Origin of the sequence: Pseudotabrizicola sp., from assembly GCF_030684215.1 — a bacterium.
GTDB lineage: Bacteria > Pseudomonadota > Alphaproteobacteria > Rhodobacterales > Rhodobacteraceae > Pseudotabrizicola.
Genome location: NZ_JAUXOV010000041.1, coordinates 49,556 through 65,770 on the forward strand (window position 1 = coordinate 49,556; position 16,215 = coordinate 65,770).

The window sequence follows — 16,215 nt, forward strand, 5'->3', positions numbered from 1 at the left end:
ACCTGCCATAGACGGAGTCGCCCGATGCGCCCCTTCCTGTCCCACCCCTTTGATGATGACAAGTTAAAGGAGGAATGCGGGATCTTCGGCGTCATCGGCGTCTCGGATGCAGCCAACTTCACCGCCCTTGGCCTGCACGCCCTGCAACATCGCGGGCAAGAGGCAGGCGGCATCGTCAGCTATCACCCCGACCACGGCTTCAACTCGGCCCGCCGGTTTGGCTATGTGCGCGACAACTTCACCAAAGCCGATGTGATGGACACTCTGCCGGGCCAGCTTGCCATCGGCCATGTCCGCTATTCCACCGCCGGGTCCAAAGGGGCCACCGCGATCCGTGACGTGCAGCCCTTCTTTGGCGAGTTTTCCATGGGCGGCTGTGCCATTGCGCATAACGGCAACCTGACCAACGCGGCCGCCCTGCGCAAAGAACTGATCGAGCGCGGCTCGATCTTTCAGTCCTCATCGGACAGCGAATGCATCATCCACCTGATGGCGCGGTCAATCCAGAAGAACCTGTCCGAGCGCATAAAGGACGCCTTGCGCGCCTGCGAAGGTGCGTTCTCGGTCGTTGCCATGACCCGTACCAAACTGATCGGCGTGCGCGACTCGCTTGGCGTGCGCCCGCTGGTCCTTGGCCGCATCGGCGATTCCGGTTGGGCGCTGTCGTCAGAGACTTGCGCACTCGACATCATCGGCGCCGATTTCGTGCGTGAGATCGACCCCGGTGAAATGGTGGTGATTGAAGGCAACAAGGTGATCTCCACCCGCCCCTTCCACCCCGCGCCCTCACGCTTTTGCATTTTCGAGAAGGTCTACTTCTCGCGTCCCGACAGCATCATCGGCGGCCGCTCTGTCTATGAAACCCGCCGCCAGATCGGCGTGGAACTGGCTATTGAGGCCCCTGTGGATGCCGACCTCGTCTGCCCGGTGCCAGACTCCGGCACACCTGCCGCCATCGGCTATTCCCAGCAATCCGGCATCCCCTATGCCATGGGCATCATCCGCAACCAATACATGGGCCGCACCTTCATCGAGCCCACCGAATCCATCCGCAACATGGGCGTGCGACTGAAGCTCAACGTCAACCGCGCGCTGATCAAGGGCAAGCGGGTCATCCTCGTGGACGACTCGGTCGTGCGCGGCACCACAAGCCGCAAGATCAAGGACATGATCCTTGATGCAGGTGCCGCCGAAGTCCACTTCCGCATCGCCTCACCCCCCACCGCATGGCCCTGCTTTTACGGCGTTGATACGCCCGAACGCTCCAAACTCCTCGCCGCCACCATGACCGAGGATGAAATGCGCGACTGGATCGGCGTAGACAGCCTGAAATTCATCTCGCTCGACGGCCTCTACCGCGCCGCAGGCGAGGCCGCAGGCCGCGATGCAGCCGCCCCCAAATTCTGCGATGCCTGCTTTTCCGGCGACTATCCCGTTACACCATCGGACAAGATCGCCGAAGGCTTTGAGATGAAAGCCGCCGAATAAAAGCGCGCCTGCCTTGGCCCCTTGATCTTGGCAAAATACTCCACGGGGGTGCGGGGGTGTGAAACCCCCGCGTCCATCACCAACCACCGGAGCCACCCATGACTCAGAACATCGCCCTCATCACCGGCGCCTCGCGCGGGCTGGGTTCGGCCATGGCCGAACAACTGGCCTTGCGCGGCTGGCATGTGGTGGCGGTCGCCCGCACCGTGGGCGGGCTCGAAGACCTTGATGACCGGGTCAAAGCTGCGGGCCTTCCAGGCGCAGGCAGCCTGACGCTTGCCCCGATGGATGTAACAAATGAAGACGCGATGCGCCATCTGTGCCGCTCCATCCATGACCGTTGGGGCGGATTGCAGTTCTGGGCGCATACGGCGGTGCATACCACGGCACTTGCGCCCGCGCCCTCGATCGACATGAAGGATCTCGACAAATCCATCGCAGCCAATCTGCGCGCTACGGCGTTTCTGATCACCATGGTGGAACCGCTGTTACGCGCGAAAACCGGCACCGCGATGTTCTTCGATGATCCGGTGGCCACTCAGAAATTCGGTGCGGCTTATGGGGCCAGCAAAGCAGGCCAGATCGCCCTCGCCCACAACTGGCAGGCGGAATCGCAGCGCATTGGCCCGCGCGTGCTGGTGGAAACCCCACGCCCGATGCCAACAGCGGTGCGCGCGCGCTTTTATCCGGGCGAAGACCGCGCAGCCCTGTTCTCCCCAAGGGACGAGGCCGCGCGGTTGCTTGATCTTATCTGAGCGCCCCTAGTTCAACGCGTCTCGCATCGCGGCCCACAGGGCTTCGACCGGCTCCACCCCGATCGACAGCCGGATAAAGCCTTCGGGCACGCCGTCGCCCCAGCGCGCCCGACGCTCACCCGCCGAATGGGTGCCGCCAAAGCTGGTGGAGCGCACCAGATAGGGGCAACGCGCCAGAAACCCCTCGGCCAGGGTGGCATCTTTCACTGTCATGCCGATCAGAAAGCCAAACCCCTGCATCTGCCGCTTTGACAGCGCATTCGCCGGATCATCCATCAGCCCCGGATAGCGCAAGGCCAGTACCGCAGAATGGCTCTGCAACCGGTCTGCAATCACAGCTGCCGAGGCGCACATCCGCTCCAGCCGCACCTCCAGCGTCTCCAACCCCCGATGCACCAGCCACGCTTCCATCGAGCCCGGCACCGACCCCGACAGCCGCCGCCAGTCGCGCACGCGGGCCATGCGTCTGGCATCGCGCCCCGCAACATGGCCAAACAGCGCGTCTGAATGGCCTGCGGGCGCCTTGGTATCGGCGGCCACCACTAGATCGGCACCAAGGTCCAAGGGCCGTTGCATAAGCGGCGTCATCGTGGTGTTGTCCACAATCACAATCGCCCCCGCCGCATGGGCGCGCACGCAAACATCGGCTATGTCCACCACATCCAGCCCCGGATTGGATGGGGTTTCCAGATAGACAACTGCCGCTCCGGTAAAATCAGCCGTCGCATAGTCCAGCGTCCTGATCTGCACCACATCAACGCCCAAGGGCGCAAGGAACCCCTCTGACAACACGCGGGTCACATAATACCCGTCCGAGGGCAGGATCACCCGATCCCCTGCCGTGAGCGTCGCAAACAGAGCTGCCGAAATTGCCCCCATTCCACTTGGAAAGGTCACCGTTTCGGCATCCTCCAGCAAAGACAACTGCGCCTCGACCGCCTCCCATGTGGGCGTGCCGTTGCGCGCGTAGATATAGGGCGCGCCCTGCACCTCTGGCAGGTGAAAGCTGGTCGATGTGGTCAGCGGCAGCGACACCGGATCGCCCTTTTCCAGCCCCGCGCTGCGGTGGTGCAACAGGTCTGCCAAACGGCGCTGCATGTCGGTGTCCATCATCCAACCCCTTGATGTGATGGCGCACAGTCAGGCAGCCCGCTGGAATTTGCAAGAGGCGGTCGGCGAAGGCGCTGCGGCGCGGAAGTTTCTTGCGTGGCCCGGAAACAAGGTGCGGCACCCCGTCGGGCCGCCCAAAAGACAAGGCCCCCGAAGTCACCTTCGGGGGCCTTGTCACCGATCAAAAACCCGATCACTCGGCGACAGAGACTTTCGCCATCTGGTCCGGGTCGGTCACTTCACCATTGCTGCCTTGGCCCTTTTTGATGGCATCAACCACCTCCATACCCGCAATCACCCGGCCCACAACGGTGTATTGACCGTTCAGAAACTCGCCCGGTGCGAACATGATGAAAAACTGGCTGTTGGCGCTGTTCGGGTTTTGGCTGCGCGCCATGCCGACCACACCACGTTCAAAGCTCAGTTGCGAGAACTCGGCCGGCAGGTCGGGGCGCGATGATCCGCCCATCCCTGCCATCGAGGTATCGCCACCCGTCTTGCCGTAAGCCACATCGCCGGTCTGGGCCATGAAGCCATCAATCACGCGGTGAAACACCACCCCGTCATAAGCGCCTTCGCGGGCCAAGGTAGTGATCTGCTCGACATGGCGCGGGGCCACGTCCGGCAGCATGTCGATCACGATCTGACCAGAGGTGCTGCCCGCGACCTCGATCACAAGGTTCGGGCCGGGGCCGTCTTCGGCCTGCGCCATCACCGGGCTTGCAAACTGGCTGATGGCATATCCGCCCACAACCGCCAGACCAAGGGCAAAGATCCCGCCTGCAATGAACCGATCACGCAACATCGGCAGCCACCCGCACGGTGATCATGCGGTCCGGGCTTGCCGGTGGCTCGCCGCGCGCGATCTTGTCCACATGCTCCATGCCCGAAATCACCCGGCCATAGACGGTGTATTGGTTGTTCAGGAAATGATTGTCGCCAAAGTTGATGAAGAACTGGCTGTTGGCAGAGTTCGGGTTCTGGCTGCGGGCGGCGCCCAAAGTGCCACGGTCATGCGGCAGTTTGGAAAACTCGGCCGGCAGGTCCGGCATGTCAGATCCGCCCGTGCCAGCCCGACGCAGGTTGAAGTTGTTTTCCATGTTGCCGTTTTCCACATCACCGGTCTGCGCCATGAAACCGTCGATCACGCGGTGAAAACACACGTTGTCATAGGCTTTGGCGCGGGCCAGTTCTTTCATCCGGGCGGTGTGCTTTGGCGCAACATCGGCCAGAAGCTCGATCACCACTTCGCCATCCTTCAGCGTGAGGATAATGGTATTTTCGGGGTCTTTGATCTCGGCCATCGGGTGAGGCTCCTTCCTGTTCTGTCGCGCGCAACCTAATGTCCCTGTGGCCGCAAGGAAAGGGGGGCCGGTGCATAAGGTGCGCAGATCGGTTGACCTGCGCGGCATTCCGGCGGAAACAGAGGGCGGTAATACGACAGGAGGGTCCGCGCATGGGCTGGAAGACACTCGATGACATCGGCCTTGCAGGCAAGACGGTGCTGGTCCGCGTTGATATCAACGTGCCCATGGAGGGCGGGCGGGTGACTGACACCACCCGGATCGACAAGATCAAACCGACAGTCGAAGACATCATCGCGCGTGGTGGGCGGGTTGTGCTTTTGGCACATTTCGACCGGCCCAAGGGCAAAGTGGTGCCGGAAATGAGCCTTGGCCAGCTTGCCCCGGCACTAGAGGCAAGTCTGGGCCGCAAGGTGGTGTTCAGCGCGCAAAGTATCGGGTCCGAGGCTGCGGCGGCAATTGTCGGTGCGGAACCGGGCGATGTCGTCTTGCTCGAAAATACCCGCTTTCACCCTGGCGAGGAAAAGAACGACCCCGCGCTCGCCGCTGAATTGGCAAAGCTGGGCGACGCCTTTGTGAACGACGCTTTTTCCGCCGCACACCGCGCCCATGCCTCGACCGCTGGTCTGGCCCACCTGCTGCCCGCCGCTGCGGGCCGGTTGATGGAGGCAGAGCTGCAGGCGCTGGAAGCGGCCCTTGGCACCCCCAAGCGCCCGGTGGTGGCCGTGGTGGGCGGGGCCAAGGTTTCGACCAAGCTGGATCTGTTGGGCAATCTGGTGACAAAGGTTGATCATCTGGTGATCGGTGGCGGCATGGCCAACACCTTCCTTGTGGCCCAGGGGATAGAGGTTGGCAAATCGCTGGCGGAACGCGACATGACCGATACCGCGCGTGACATTCTGGTCAAGGCAAAGGCGGCGGGTTGCACCATTCACCTGCCCGTCGATGTGGTTGTCGCGCGTGAGTTCAAGGCCAATGCCGAGCATGACGTGGTGGCCGCCGATGCTTGCCCGGCTGATGCGATGATTCTGGACGCAGGCCCGATGAGCGTGGCCGCCATCGTCAAAGTGTTCGAGGCCAGTGCAACGCTGATCTGGAACGGCCCATTGGGTGCGTTCGAGCTGACACCGTTTGACGCAGCCACCAATGCGGCGGCAAAATCGGCAGCGGCACTCACGCGTGAAGGTGCGTTGATCTCAGTCGCGGGCGGCGGCGATACCGTGTCTGCGCTCAATCAGGCGGGTGCAGCGGATGACTTCACCTTTATCTCTACCGCAGGCGGTGCGTTCCTTGAATGGATGGAGGGCAAGGAACTGCCCGGCGTAGCGGCGCTGATGGCATGAGCGACACATCACTGGCGCAAGACTACCGCAAGGCAGACTGGGCGCTGGTGACAGGCGCATCCGACGGGATCGGCCGCGCCTTGGCGACCGAGGCGGCCAAGGCGGGGTATAATGTCATCCTGTCTGGTCGGCGGTCTGATCGCTTAGAGGCACATGCCGAAAGCCTGCGCCGGGCGCATTATGTGGCAACGGTCTGCATCACCGCTGATCTGTCCGACCCCGACGCCGCCGAGGCGCTTTGGACCGAGGCCGCCAGCCAAGGCCGCATCGCGGTGCTGGTCAATGCAGCGGGCCTTGGCCGCAACGGGCAGTTTCTTGATCCCGACGGTTGGCTGCGCGAGTCGGAATCGATTCTGGTCAATGTGATCTCGGCCACGATCCTGATGAAACGCGCGCTGGCCCATATGGCAGCCATTGGTGGCGGGCGGATCCTGAATGTGGCCTCTGCCGCGGGCTTCATGCCGGGGCCGAATATGGCGGTTTACGGTGCGACAAAGGCTTATCTGCTGTCGCTGTCCGAGGCGGTTGCGGAAGAAGCCGCCAAAGACGCTGTGTTCGTCACCGCCCTGTGCCCCGGTGCGACCACGACCGGGTTCTTCACCGCAGACAGCGCAGACAAAGCCACGCTGCTGACCCGCCTGTTGCCGATGGCGACGCCCGAATCTGTGGCCGCAACCGGCTGGGCCGGGCTGGAAAAAGGCCGCCGCGTCGTGGTTACCGGATGGATGACCAAGGGTTTCGCCTTTGCTCCCCGCGTGCTGCCCCGCAGGCTTACCGCATGGATTGCCGGGCAGGTGTTCCGCCGCCGTTGGTAGGCAGTGCTTTTTCCAACCTCTGTTAGCGTCACCATGATTGCAGGGCGCAGCGGCTATCTCTATCCAAGGTCAACACCTGTGACGTTATCAAAGGATCACCGACATGATTTTCGCGCAAGCTGCTGAGCTGATCGGCAAGGGAAATGGTTTTATCGCAGCGCTGGACCAGTCGGGCGGATCGACGCCAAAGGCGCTGCGTCTGTATGGCGTGACCGAGGACGCCTATACGGGCGAAGCCGAAATGTATGACATGATCCACGCGATGCGGTCGCGCATTATCAAATCGCCCGCCTTTTCCGGTGACAAAGTGGTTGGCGCAATTCTGTTTGAACAGACGATGGACCGCGATATCGACGGCATTCCAACCGCCCGGTTCTTGTCGGAGCAGCGCGGCGTTGTGCCGTTCCTCAAGATCGACAAGGGGCTGGAGGCCGAGGCCGATGGCGTCCAACTGATGAAGCCAATGCCGGGGCTGGATGCGCTGCTGGCCCGTGCCAAGGGGCTGGGGGTGTTTGGCACCAAGGAACGGTCGGTTGTGAATGCAGCCAATGCCAAGGGTATCGCTGCCATCGTCGCTCAGCAATTCGCCGTGGCTGATCAGGTTGCGGCGGCTGGCCTGATGCCAATTCTGGAACCCGAGGTGACCATCTCGATCACCGACAAGCCACAGGCCGAAGCGATGCTGATGGCAGAGATCCTGCGCCATCTGGACGCCCTGCCCACTGACCGGCAGGTCATGCTGAAACTGTCGCTGCCAAGCGTCGATAACTTCTACGCGCCGCTGGTCGATCATCCGCGTGTGCTGAAAGTCGTCGCGTTGTCGGGCGGTCACAGCCGCGAAGCGGCCAATGCCATTCTGGCCCGTAATCGTGGCGTCATCGCCAGCTTTAGCCGCGCGTTGACCGAAGGTCTTTCGGCCCAGCAGTCAGACGCCGAATTTGACGCCGCCTTGGGTCAGGCGATCAGCAGCATCCACGCGGCATCGGTTGCGGGCTAAACACAGGCAAACGTGATGGGATTTCCCTGCAAAGGGGATTCCCTATCCGAATCAGATGTGCCATGATTCGCCAAGGGCCGGACAACACGGCCGCAAGGGGCAGATGGATGACGGCACTGGGCAATCGCCTTCCGATTGGCGGAATTCTTTATCTTATGCTGGCCTTCATGCTGGGGGCTTATTTTACCTTTGCCGCTGTGCAAGGTGATTACGGCGTGTTCCGTCAGGTCCAGATCCGCGCCGAGGCCGAGACGCTGCGCATCGAGCGTGACCGTCTGTATGTCGATCTGGGCAAGATCACCAATCTGACATCGCGTTTGTCTGACCGTTATCTCGATGTGGACCTGCTGGACGAACGCGTGCGCGATGTTCTGGGCTACGTCCGGCCTGACGAAATCGTCATCCGTTGAGCTGACATATCCCCTTCGCCAAGCAAGGCTCAGACCCCCATTTTGTGCATAGGTGCCATGCAGGACGCAGCGGCACTTTTTGTTTTGCCCAATAAATCCCGATGCGCTATGGATAGTTTAATACTGAACTATCCAAGCCACAGACGGGAGGATGCCGCATATGGCCGCCAAGAAACCAGCCGAGAGGTCGAACGCCTCGAAGGACGAGTTGCTGAAATACTACCGCGAGATGTTGCTGATCCGCCGGTTTGAGGAAAAGGCGGGCCAGTTGTATGGCATGGGCCTGATCGGTGGCTTTTGCCACCTGTATATCGGCCAGGAAGCGGTTGTTGTGGGGCTGGAAGCGGCCACCAAAGACGGTGACAAGCGCGTCACCAGCTACCGCGACCACGGCCACATGCTGGCCTGCGGCATGGACCCAAAAGGCGTGATGGCAGAACTGACCGGACGCATCGGCGGCTATTCCAAGGGGAAAGGCGGCTCGATGCACATGTTCTCCAAGGAAAAGCACTTCTACGGCGGCCACGGGATCGTCGGCGCGCAGGTGCCATTGGGGGCGGGTCTGGCCTTTGCCGACAAATACCTTGGAAATGACAATGTGACCTTCACCTATTTCGGCGATGGCGCGGCCAACCAGGGCCAGGTGTATGAAGCCTACAACATGGCGCAGCTTTGGAACCTTCCGGTGATTTTCGTCATTGAAAACAACGGTTATGCCATGGGAACATCGGTTAAACGCTCGACCAAATCGCCCTCCCTGTGGGAACGCGGTGCCGCGTATGGCATCAAGGGCGAAGCGGTTGACGGGATGGATGTTCTGGCCGTGAAAGCCGCTGGAGAAAAGGCGGTTGCCGCCTGCCGCGCGGGCGATGGCCCCTATATTCTGGAAATGATGACCTATCGCTATCGCGGTCACTCGATGTCTGACCCGGCGAAGTATCGCACGCGTGAGGAAGTCGAGAAAATGCGCACCGAAAAAGACGCCATCGAACATGTCCGCGATCTGCTGCTGCAAGGTGGACATGCCAGCGACGAAGACCTGAAAGCCATCGACAAAGAGATCAAGGCACAGGTCAACGAATCGGCCGAATTTTCAAAAGACAGCCCAGAGCCTCCGGTCGAGGAACTCTGGACAGACATCTACGCCTGAGGGGGAACGACACATGGCAACCGAAGTATTGATGCCCGCGCTTTCCCCGACGATGGAAGAAGGCACGCTGGCCAAATGGCTGGTCAAAGAGGGTGATGTGGTGAAATCGGGTCAGATTCTGGCCGAGATTGAAACCGACAAGGCAACGATGGAATTCGAGGCGACCGATGAAGGGATCATTGGCAAACTGCTGGTGGCCGAGGGCACATCGGGCGTGAAAGTGAACACGCCGATTGCGGTCCTGGTTGAAGAAGGCGAATCTGTCAGCGACACGCCCGCCCCCAAGGCGGTTGCGGCGGTTGTCGCGGCAGCAGAGGCCCCGGCATCGGTGCCCGCGCAGGCCGCAAGCCCCGCCCCTGCCCCGGTTGCCGCAGCAAAAGGCTGGCCACACGCCGACCTGCCCGATGGCCCGACCAAGACCATGACCGTGCGCGAAGCATTGCGCGAGGCGATGGCCGAAGAAATGCGCCGTGATCCCAACGTGTTCCTGATGGGGGAAGAGGTTGGCGAATACCAAGGCGCCTACAAGATCAGCCAAGGTCTGCTGGATGAATTCGGCGCCAAGCGCGTGGTCGATACGCCAATCACCGAACACGGCTTTGCCGGGATCGCGGTTGGCGCAAGCTGGGGCGGTCTGCGCCCGATTGTCGAGTTCATGACGTTCAACTTCGCCATGCAGGCGATTGATCACATCATCAACTCGGCTGCGAAAACGCTGTATATGTCGGGTGGCCAGATGGGCAGCCCGATGGTGTTCCGTGGCCCCAACGGTGCCGCCGCCCGCGTCGGCGCGCAGCACTCTCAGGATTACGCCGCATGGTATGCGGCCATTCCGGGGCTCAAGGTCTGCATGCCGTATTCGGCAGCCGATGCAAAAGGCCTGCTGAAAACCGCGATCCGGGATCCGAACCCGGTTATCTTCCTTGAAAATGAAATCCTCTATGGCCGCAGCTTTGACGTGCCGACCGACCCGGATTTCACCATTCCCTTTGGCAAGGCGTCAATCATCCGCGAAGGCACGGATGTCACAATCGTCAGTTTTGGCATCGGTGTCGCGCACTCGCTGCTGGCGGCCGACCTGCTTGCGCAAGATGGCATCAGCGCCGAGGTGATCAACCTGCGCACCCTGCGCCCGATTGATTACGATACGGTTCTGGCGTCGGTACAGAAGACCAACCGCTGCATCACCGTTGAGGAAGGTTTCCCCGTCGGGTCGATCGGCGACCATATGGCCAGCACGATCATGCAGCGCGCGTTTGACTATCTGGATGCGCCCGTCATCACCTGCACCGGCAAGGATGTGCCGATGCCTTACGCCGCGAACCTTGAAAAGTTCGCCCTCATCACCCCGGCGGAAATCGCTGCCGCGGTCAAATCTGTCTGCTATCGTTAAGGGGGCTGTCATGGCTGTTGAAATTCTGATGCCCGCGCTTTCCCCGACGATGGAAGAAGGCACTTTGGCCAAATGGCTGGTGAAAGAGGGTGATGTGGTGAAATCCGGCCAGATTCTGGCCGAGATTGAAACCGACAAGGCAACGATGGAGTTTGAGGCGACAGACGAAGGCACCATCGGCAAACTGCTGGTCGCCGAGGGCACGTCAGGGGTCAAGGTGAACGATCCGATTGCGGTGCTGCTGGAAGATGGCGAGAGCCTGTCTGACGTCAAGCCCGCTGCCGCCCCTGCAGCGGCAACACCTTCGCCAGCGACACCTGCCGCAGCATCGGCAACCTCTACCCCGGCCGCCGCTGTGGCCGCACCCGGCGCGCGTGTCTTCGCCTCGCCGCTGGCGCGCCGCATTGCCAAGGAAAAAGGTCTGGACCTGAGCGCCGTTCAAGGCTCTGGCCCGCATGGCCGCATCGTGCGCGCCGATGTCGAGGGCGCAAAGGCGGCCCCAAAAGCCGCGGCCCCGGCTGCGGCAGCACCCGCCGCGGCACCGGCAGCGGCCTCGGCCAAGACCGCAATGCCCACCGGACCGTCGACCGAGACCGTTCTGAAAATGTATGCCGACCGCGCCTTTACCGAGGTGCCGCTGGACGGAATGCGCCGCACCATCGCGGCGCGCCTGACCGAAGCCAAACAGACCATCCCGCATTTCTATCTGCGCCGTGACGTGCAGTTGGATGCGCTGATGGCCTTCCGCGAGACGCTGAACAAATCTCTCGAAGGGCGCGGTGTGAAACTGTCGGTCAATGACTTCATGATCAAGGCCTGCGCACAAGCGCTGCAAGCCGTGCCGGATTGCAACGCCGTCTGGGCGGGGGACCGTATCCTGAAGCTCAAGCCATCAGACGTGGCCGTCGCGGTCGCGATTGAAGGTGGGTTATTTACCCCCGTCTTGCGCGATGCCGACAAAAAGTCCCTCTCGGCCCTGTCAGCCGAGATGAAAGATCTGGCCGGTCGCGCCAAGACCAAGAAGCTGGCCCCGCATGAATATCAGGGCGGCAGCTTTGCGATATCCAACCTTGGGATGATGGGCGTGGAAAACTTTGACGCCGTGATCAACCCGCCGCATGGGTCGATTTTGGCGGTCGGCGCAGGCATCAAGAAACCCGTGGTCAAATCCGATGGCACCATCGGGGTGGCGACCGTGATGTCGATGACCCTGTCGGTCGATCACCGCGTGATCGATGGTGCCCTGGGTGCCGCCTTCCTGAAGGCCGTGATTGAGGCTTTGGAAAACCCGATGACCATGCTGGCCTGACACAGATCAACGCCCCGGCCTTGCACTGGGCCGGGGCGTTGAAAACATGAGTATTTAGACCAAGATGAAATATCAGGCTCTAAGGCTTGGTCTTCGTTTCGGCTAAAATACTCATTTGACGACATGGAAAAGATCTGTACTCGTCAGATGAGGACCAGACGCTGAATCAGTCGCAGTCCATGCAACCTGTCAGATTGTGATCCATCGACATCGCCGGCTGCGAACAACCTGCTTCGCCCACGATCTTGGCCGGAACCCCGGCCACGGTCTTGTTGCGCGGAATGTCCTGCAACACCACCGAGCCCGCAGCGATACGGCTGCAATTGCCGATGTGGATATTGCCCAGCACCTTGGCACCCGCCCCGATCAGCACGCCGTCGCCGATCTTTGGGTGGCGGTCGCCGTCTTCTTTGCCAGTGCCGCCCAGCGTCACCGAATGCAGCATCGACACATTGTCGCCGACCACCGCAGTCTCGCCGATCACGATGGAATGGGCGTGGTCGATCATCAGGCCTTTGCCCACACGCGCGCCGGGGTGGATATCGACGCCAAACGCCTCTGACACCCGCATTTGCACGAAATAGGCCAGATCGCGGCGGCCGTGGGTCCACAGCCAATGGCCGACACGGTAGGCCTGAACCGCCTGATAGCCCTTGAAGAAAAGGATTGGCTGCAAATACCGATGGCAGGCCGGATCGCGGTCGTAAATTGCCATCAGGTCGGCCCGCGCAGCCGCCCCTAGCTCCGGGTCTTCCCCGTAGGCCTGGTCGGCGATTTCACGCAAAATCTGCTCACCCATCTCGGCCGACGCCAGCTTGAACGAGAACCGATACGCCAGTGCTTGTTCCATCGTCGTGTGATGCAGCAAAGAGGAATGGATCATGCCACCCAAGAGCGGGTCTTCCTTGATCGCCGCCTCGGCCTCGTCACAAACCCTAGTCCATACCGGATCAAGGGGCGACAGTTTCAGTTTTCGCTCGGCCATGGCACGATCCTTTCAGAGTGTCGTCTAGAAATGTAGCAGGTAGCGCTCTGGTTCAACAGCCATCTTGAAAAAACCTTTGAAGGGAGACTTTACATTCCAAAGTATTTTTGTAAGTTATTAGGGCAGCCAGTCCGGACGGGCCAGCCAAGACCATGACCCCTGTCCAAAGGATGCCCCGACATGCCCCTTCACCTTGCCCGCCCCGTTCCGGATCTGCCAGACCTTGCCGAGCTGTTGCGCCAGTCACTCGCCGGTTTTGCGCCCAATGATCTGCTGGCCGCAATGCTAGACCGGATGGAGGGGCGCCCATGAACGCCCTTACCGATATGAGCAGGCTTGCCGAGGCCATTCCGCTTCATGATGCAACCGCCCTGACCGAAGGCGGACGCGAGGCGCGCATCCTGTTGAATGGCATGATTTATTCATTGCGCATCACGCGGCAGGGTAAACTGATCCTGACCAAGTAAGCCGGGTCCACCGGCCCGCTTTACCGGTTCAGATGACGGCGCAGCGCGGCGATATCCTCGCGCATGACCGCATGCCCTGCCCCCGGAAAAACCCGCATTTCAACGGTTGCGCCCGCCTTGCGCAAGGCTGCGGCACTGTCTTCCACGCGCCTGAGCGGGATATGCGGATCGCGCGTGTGCACCGAAATCCAGACCTGCCCGCTGCGCGGTCCGCTATAGGACAGGTCTTTGTCGGCGTGCCCGTAAAGCGCGGGATCGGGCTGGCCATGATCTGCCAGCCCGACAAGGCCACCGGATAACGCAAACACACCTGCCAGTCCCTTGCCCTCACGAGCAAAGGCTTCGAGCGCCAGACACGCGCCCTGACTAAACCCGCACAGCCAGATGGCGGATCGCGCCAGCCCCGCCTGCTCCAGCCGGCTCACCCCGGCTGCAACTTCGGCAAGCCCGCGTTCCACAAACGGCTCCATCTGGGCGAAAGGTGCCAGAAAACTGCTGGGCCACCAACTGTTGCCCGGTGCCTCAGGGGCCACAGCCGCCACATCGGGCAGTCCGGCGTGGTCCAGAAGCGACAGAATATCTGCCCCGGACCCGCCACGCCCATGCAACATCACCAGGCCTTGCGTCGCCGCCTGAGGCAGCCGCGCAATCACGACCGAACCCGCAATGGCGGCAAAACCCGCTCGATCCGACCGCGCATGGCTTCGTATTGCTCGGGCAGTTTCAGGGCCTGTCCAAGCTGGTCCACAGGCTCATCAATCGCAAAACCCGGAGGATCGGTCGCAATTTCAAACAACACGCCGCCGGGTTCGCGGAAGTAGATCGCGTTGAAATACTGACGGTCTTTTACCTCGGTCGTGCGGTGACCGGCATGGGCAAGACGGTCCATCCAATCCAGCTGCTCTGCGTCATCACGGGCGCGAAACGCGACATGATGGATGGTGCCCGCCCCCTGACGCCCCGGCTGAGCACCTGCCACACGGATCACATCAATGATGCGCCCCCGTTCGGCGCCCGGTGCGATCAGCCGATGCCGCTCGGTCGTGCCTTCCTGCGCGGTCCCGATGTGCTGATAGCCAAAGACATCGCTCAGCAACCGCAAAGTGCGCTCCGGGTCACGCTCCCACAGCGTCACCGAATGAAATCCATGGCTGTCCGCCGCATCGGCGCTTTCGATCAGCTCCACCGGCGCGCCATCGGGGTCGCGCAGCGTGACAATCCGCTCGCCAAAGCGCAGCTCCGCACCCGCTTGGACCAATCCCTGCGCAGCCAGATCATCGGTAAGACGGTCAAACGCGGCTGTTGGAATGGCGTAGGCATAGGCCGAGGCCATGCCAGGCCCCGCGCGCCCCGGCCCTGCATCCGTGAAGGGAAAGAAGGTCAGGATCGTTCCGGGACTGCCTGCCGCATCGCCGTAATACAGATGATAAGTGCCGGGATCATCAAAGTTGACGGTTTTTTTCACCAACTTCTGCCCAAGCGTTCCGGTGAAGAAATCCACGTTTGGTTGCGGCGCACCAGAAATGGCTGTGACGTGGTGAAGGCCGGGAATGGTGGTCATTTTGTCCTCCTGTTGCCCAGATGCAGGGCTTTGCAGCGAAGATAGATCAAATAGGTTTGCAGATAAGGCGGAAATATTCACTACCATTGTGCATTTTCGCACATAACCTTCATCCGGCCTGCGCTGCGATCCAGTCCCGAAAGGCAATCAACGGCGGACGGGGCGGCACATCGCGCGGCCAAACAAGGTAATAGCTGCCCAACCCATGCCCGCGCGCCGGCCATGCCGGCACAAGCTGGCCGTCACGCAACGCATCTTGGATCAGGAACTCCGGCAACAGGGCCACGCCAAGCCCATGGATCGCCGCCTGGATCATGGTGGCAAACTGGTCAAACACCATCCCCACCGGGCGCTGACCGGGCAGACCTTGCTGCGCCAGATAGCGCCCCCAGGCTCCCGGTCGGCTTTCCAGTTGCAGCAAAGGCAGCGCCAGCAATGCCTCTGCCTCGGTGACCGGCTCTGGCATCACCGCAGGCGCGCACACCGGCAGCACCACCTCCTCAAGCAACAACAAATGCTCTGCCCCCGGCCAATCGGCCCGACCAAAGTGTATCGCGGCGTCAAAACCTTCGGCCGCAAAATCGAACGGCCGCAGCCGGGTGGACAGGTGCACCGTCACCCCCGGATTGGCACGGGCAAAATCAGGCAAGCGCGGGGCCAGCCATTGCACACCAAAGGCAGGCAGGATCGCAAGGCTGAGGCCCCCGCCACCGGGATTGGCCCGCAGCCGCAAGGACGCCTGCGAAAGCCCTGTCAGATGCACCCGCACATGGCGCACATAATCCTGTGCAGCAGGTGTAAGCCGCAACCGCTGGCGTTCGCGGACGAACAACGCCACCCCCAACTGCCCTTCCAGCCCCTGCAACGCCCGGCTGACCGCCCCTTGCGTCAAGGACAATTCCTGCGCCGCCGCCGAAACCGTCGCCAGCCGGTCCACCGCTTCCAGCGCCAGCAGTGCGGGCATGGATGGCAACAAACGGCGCGGGCCAATCATGCGTTTTCCTCATGAACCAGTGACAAGGCTTCGATAGCATCCCCCCCCTGTTTGCGCAATAAAGGGTTCCAACCCCGGCCAATTTGCCTGCTTTTCATCTTGGCAACACCTACTCCGGGGGTCCGGGGGCAGCG

General features: G+C 61.6%; 18 protein-coding genes. 11 read left to right on the top strand and 7 right to left on the bottom strand.

Features of this window, described 5'->3' with window-relative positions; translation table 11 throughout:
* Positions 1–24 precede the first annotated feature (24 nt).
* Complete coding sequence (gene purF, locus Q8K08_RS08640) at positions 25–1,488, top strand: amidophosphoribosyltransferase (protein ID WP_304797600.1); 1,464 nt, start codon at positions 25–27, stop codon at positions 1,486–1,488.
* Between the two features lie 98 nt (positions 1,489–1,586).
* Positions 1,587–2,243, top strand: a complete 657-nt coding sequence (locus Q8K08_RS08645; RefSeq protein ID WP_304797599.1) for an SDR family oxidoreductase — start codon at positions 1,587–1,589, stop codon at positions 2,241–2,243.
* A 6-nt stretch (positions 2,244–2,249) separates the two neighbouring features.
* Here the strand turns inward: Q8K08_RS08645 and Q8K08_RS08650 are convergent, their stop codons facing one another.
* The 3 genes from Q8K08_RS08650 to Q8K08_RS08660 form a co-directional block, all read right to left on the bottom strand.
* The gene (locus tag Q8K08_RS08650) at positions 2,250–3,356 is read right to left on the bottom strand and encodes a cystathionine gamma-lyase (RefSeq protein ID WP_305249789.1); all 1,107 of its coding nucleotides are present in this window, start codon (positions 3,354–3,356) and stop codon (positions 2,250–2,252) included.
* 190 nt (positions 3,357–3,546) lie between these two features.
* Entirely contained in the window at positions 3,547–4,158 is a 612-nt protein-coding gene (locus tag Q8K08_RS08655; RefSeq protein WP_305249790.1) for a peptidylprolyl isomerase, read from the bottom strand.
* The gene (locus Q8K08_RS08660; protein WP_304797592.1) at positions 4,148–4,657 is read right to left on the bottom strand and encodes a peptidylprolyl isomerase; all 510 of its coding nucleotides are present in this window, start codon (positions 4,655–4,657) and stop codon (positions 4,148–4,150) included. The genes Q8K08_RS08655 and Q8K08_RS08660 overlap by 11 nt, the downstream gene beginning before the upstream one ends.
* A gap of 152 nt (positions 4,658–4,809) precedes the next feature.
* Between Q8K08_RS08660 and pgk the strand changes: the two genes are divergently transcribed.
* From pgk to Q8K08_RS08695, 7 genes are all read left to right on the top strand, one after another.
* Positions 4,810–6,000, top strand: a complete 1,191-nt coding sequence (gene pgk, locus Q8K08_RS08665; protein WP_305249791.1) for a phosphoglycerate kinase — start codon at positions 4,810–4,812, stop codon at positions 5,998–6,000.
* Entirely contained in the window at positions 5,997–6,815 is an 819-nt protein-coding gene (locus Q8K08_RS08670; RefSeq protein WP_304802081.1) for an SDR family oxidoreductase, read from the top strand. Before pgk ends, Q8K08_RS08670 begins: the two co-directional genes overlap by 4 nt.
* Positions 6,816–6,918: 103 nt before the next feature.
* Entirely contained in the window at positions 6,919–7,812 is an 894-nt protein-coding gene (locus tag Q8K08_RS08675) for a fructose bisphosphate aldolase (protein ID WP_304802079.1), read from the top strand.
* A 107-nt stretch (positions 7,813–7,919) separates the two neighbouring features.
* Complete coding sequence (locus tag Q8K08_RS08680) at positions 7,920–8,222, top strand: septum formation initiator family protein (RefSeq protein WP_304802077.1); 303 nt, start codon at positions 7,920–7,922, stop codon at positions 8,220–8,222.
* Between the two features lie 160 nt (positions 8,223–8,382).
* Positions 8,383–9,372 (top strand): pyruvate dehydrogenase (acetyl-transferring) E1 component subunit alpha, encoded by a 990-nt coding sequence (pdhA, locus tag Q8K08_RS08685; protein WP_304802075.1) that lies wholly within the window; start codon positions 8,383–8,385, stop codon positions 9,370–9,372.
* A gap of 13 nt (positions 9,373–9,385) precedes the next feature.
* Positions 9,386–10,765 (top strand): pyruvate dehydrogenase complex E1 component subunit beta, encoded by a 1,380-nt coding sequence (locus tag Q8K08_RS08690; RefSeq protein WP_304802073.1) that lies wholly within the window; start codon positions 9,386–9,388, stop codon positions 10,763–10,765.
* A 10-nt stretch (positions 10,766–10,775) separates the two neighbouring features.
* Positions 10,776–12,074, top strand: a complete 1,299-nt coding sequence (locus Q8K08_RS08695) for a pyruvate dehydrogenase complex dihydrolipoamide acetyltransferase (RefSeq protein ID WP_304802071.1) — start codon at positions 10,776–10,778, stop codon at positions 12,072–12,074.
* 166 nt (positions 12,075–12,240) lie between these two features.
* Here the strand turns inward: Q8K08_RS08695 and cysE are convergent, their stop codons facing one another.
* A complete protein-coding gene (gene cysE / locus Q8K08_RS08700) occupies positions 12,241–13,059 on the bottom strand; it encodes a serine O-acetyltransferase (protein WP_305249792.1) in 819 nt (272 codons plus the stop codon).
* A gap of 180 nt (positions 13,060–13,239) precedes the next feature.
* Between cysE and Q8K08_RS08705 the strand changes: the two genes are divergently transcribed.
* Both Q8K08_RS08705 and hemP read left to right on the top strand, forming a co-directional pair.
* Positions 13,240–13,371 (top strand): hypothetical protein, encoded by a 132-nt coding sequence (locus Q8K08_RS08705; RefSeq protein WP_304802237.1) that lies wholly within the window; start codon positions 13,240–13,242, stop codon positions 13,369–13,371.
* Positions 13,368–13,526, top strand: coding sequence for a hemin uptake protein HemP (hemP, locus tag Q8K08_RS08710; protein WP_370654157.1), 159 nt, complete (start codon positions 13,368–13,370; stop codon positions 13,524–13,526). The genes Q8K08_RS08705 and hemP overlap by 4 nt, the downstream gene beginning before the upstream one ends.
* Before the next feature lie 20 nt (positions 13,527–13,546).
* Here the strand turns inward: hemP and Q8K08_RS08715 are convergent, their stop codons facing one another.
* From Q8K08_RS08715 to Q8K08_RS08725, 3 genes are all read right to left on the bottom strand, one after another.
* On the bottom strand, positions 13,547–14,179 hold the full coding sequence (locus Q8K08_RS08715) for an alpha/beta hydrolase (RefSeq protein ID WP_304802236.1): 633 nt from the start codon (positions 14,177–14,179) through the stop codon (positions 13,547–13,549).
* The gene (locus Q8K08_RS08720; RefSeq protein WP_304802235.1) at positions 14,176–15,087 is read right to left on the bottom strand and encodes a ring-cleaving dioxygenase; all 912 of its coding nucleotides are present in this window, start codon (positions 15,085–15,087) and stop codon (positions 14,176–14,178) included. Before Q8K08_RS08720 ends, Q8K08_RS08715 begins: the two co-directional genes overlap by 4 nt.
* Before the next feature lie 109 nt (positions 15,088–15,196).
* Positions 15,197–16,081, bottom strand: coding sequence for a LysR family transcriptional regulator (locus Q8K08_RS08725; RefSeq protein ID WP_305249794.1), 885 nt, complete (start codon positions 16,079–16,081; stop codon positions 15,197–15,199).
* Between the last annotated feature and the right edge of the window lie 134 nt (positions 16,082–16,215).

Excerpts from the sequence above, each read along its gene's own strand:
- Q8K08_RS08720 (WP_304802235.1), bottom strand. The coding sequence starts at position 15,087 with ATGACCACCATTCCCGGCCTTCACCACGTCACAGCCATTTCTGGTGCG.
- Q8K08_RS08695 (WP_304802071.1), top strand. The coding sequence starts at position 10,776 with ATGGCTGTTGAAATTCTGATGCCCGCGCTTTCCCCGACGATGGAAGAA.
- cysE (WP_305249792.1), bottom strand. The coding sequence starts at position 13,059 with ATGGCCGAGCGAAAACTGAAACTGTCGCCCCTTGATCCGGTATGGACT.
- pgk (WP_305249791.1), top strand. The coding sequence starts at position 4,810 with ATGGGCTGGAAGACACTCGATGACATCGGCCTTGCAGGCAAGACGGTG.
- Q8K08_RS08725 (WP_305249794.1), bottom strand. The coding sequence starts at position 16,081 with ATGATTGGCCCGCGCCGTTTGTTGCCATCCATGCCCGCACTGCTGGCG.
- hemP (WP_370654157.1), top strand. The coding sequence starts at position 13,368 with ATGAACGCCCTTACCGATATGAGCAGGCTTGCCGAGGCCATTCCGCTT.
- Q8K08_RS08705 (WP_304802237.1), top strand. The coding sequence starts at position 13,240 with ATGCCCCTTCACCTTGCCCGCCCCGTTCCGGATCTGCCAGACCTTGCC.
- Q8K08_RS08690 (WP_304802073.1), top strand. The coding sequence starts at position 9,386 with ATGGCAACCGAAGTATTGATGCCCGCGCTTTCCCCGACGATGGAAGAA.
- Q8K08_RS08645 (WP_304797599.1), top strand. The coding sequence starts at position 1,587 with ATGACTCAGAACATCGCCCTCATCACCGGCGCCTCGCGCGGGCTGGGT.
- Q8K08_RS08680 (WP_304802077.1), top strand. The coding sequence starts at position 7,920 with ATGACGGCACTGGGCAATCGCCTTCCGATTGGCGGAATTCTTTATCTT.
- Q8K08_RS08670 (WP_304802081.1), top strand. The coding sequence starts at position 5,997 with ATGAGCGACACATCACTGGCGCAAGACTACCGCAAGGCAGACTGGGCG.
- Q8K08_RS08655 (WP_305249790.1), bottom strand. The coding sequence starts at position 4,158 with ATGTTGCGTGATCGGTTCATTGCAGGCGGGATCTTTGCCCTTGGTCTG.
- pdhA (WP_304802075.1), top strand. The coding sequence starts at position 8,383 with ATGGCCGCCAAGAAACCAGCCGAGAGGTCGAACGCCTCGAAGGACGAG.
- Q8K08_RS08660 (WP_304797592.1), bottom strand. The coding sequence starts at position 4,657 with ATGGCCGAGATCAAAGACCCCGAAAATACCATTATCCTCACGCTGAAG.
- Q8K08_RS08650 (WP_305249789.1), bottom strand. The coding sequence starts at position 3,356 with ATGATGGACACCGACATGCAGCGCCGTTTGGCAGACCTGTTGCACCAC.
- purF (WP_304797600.1), top strand. The coding sequence starts at position 25 with ATGCGCCCCTTCCTGTCCCACCCCTTTGATGATGACAAGTTAAAGGAG.
- Q8K08_RS08675 (WP_304802079.1), top strand. The coding sequence starts at position 6,919 with ATGATTTTCGCGCAAGCTGCTGAGCTGATCGGCAAGGGAAATGGTTTT.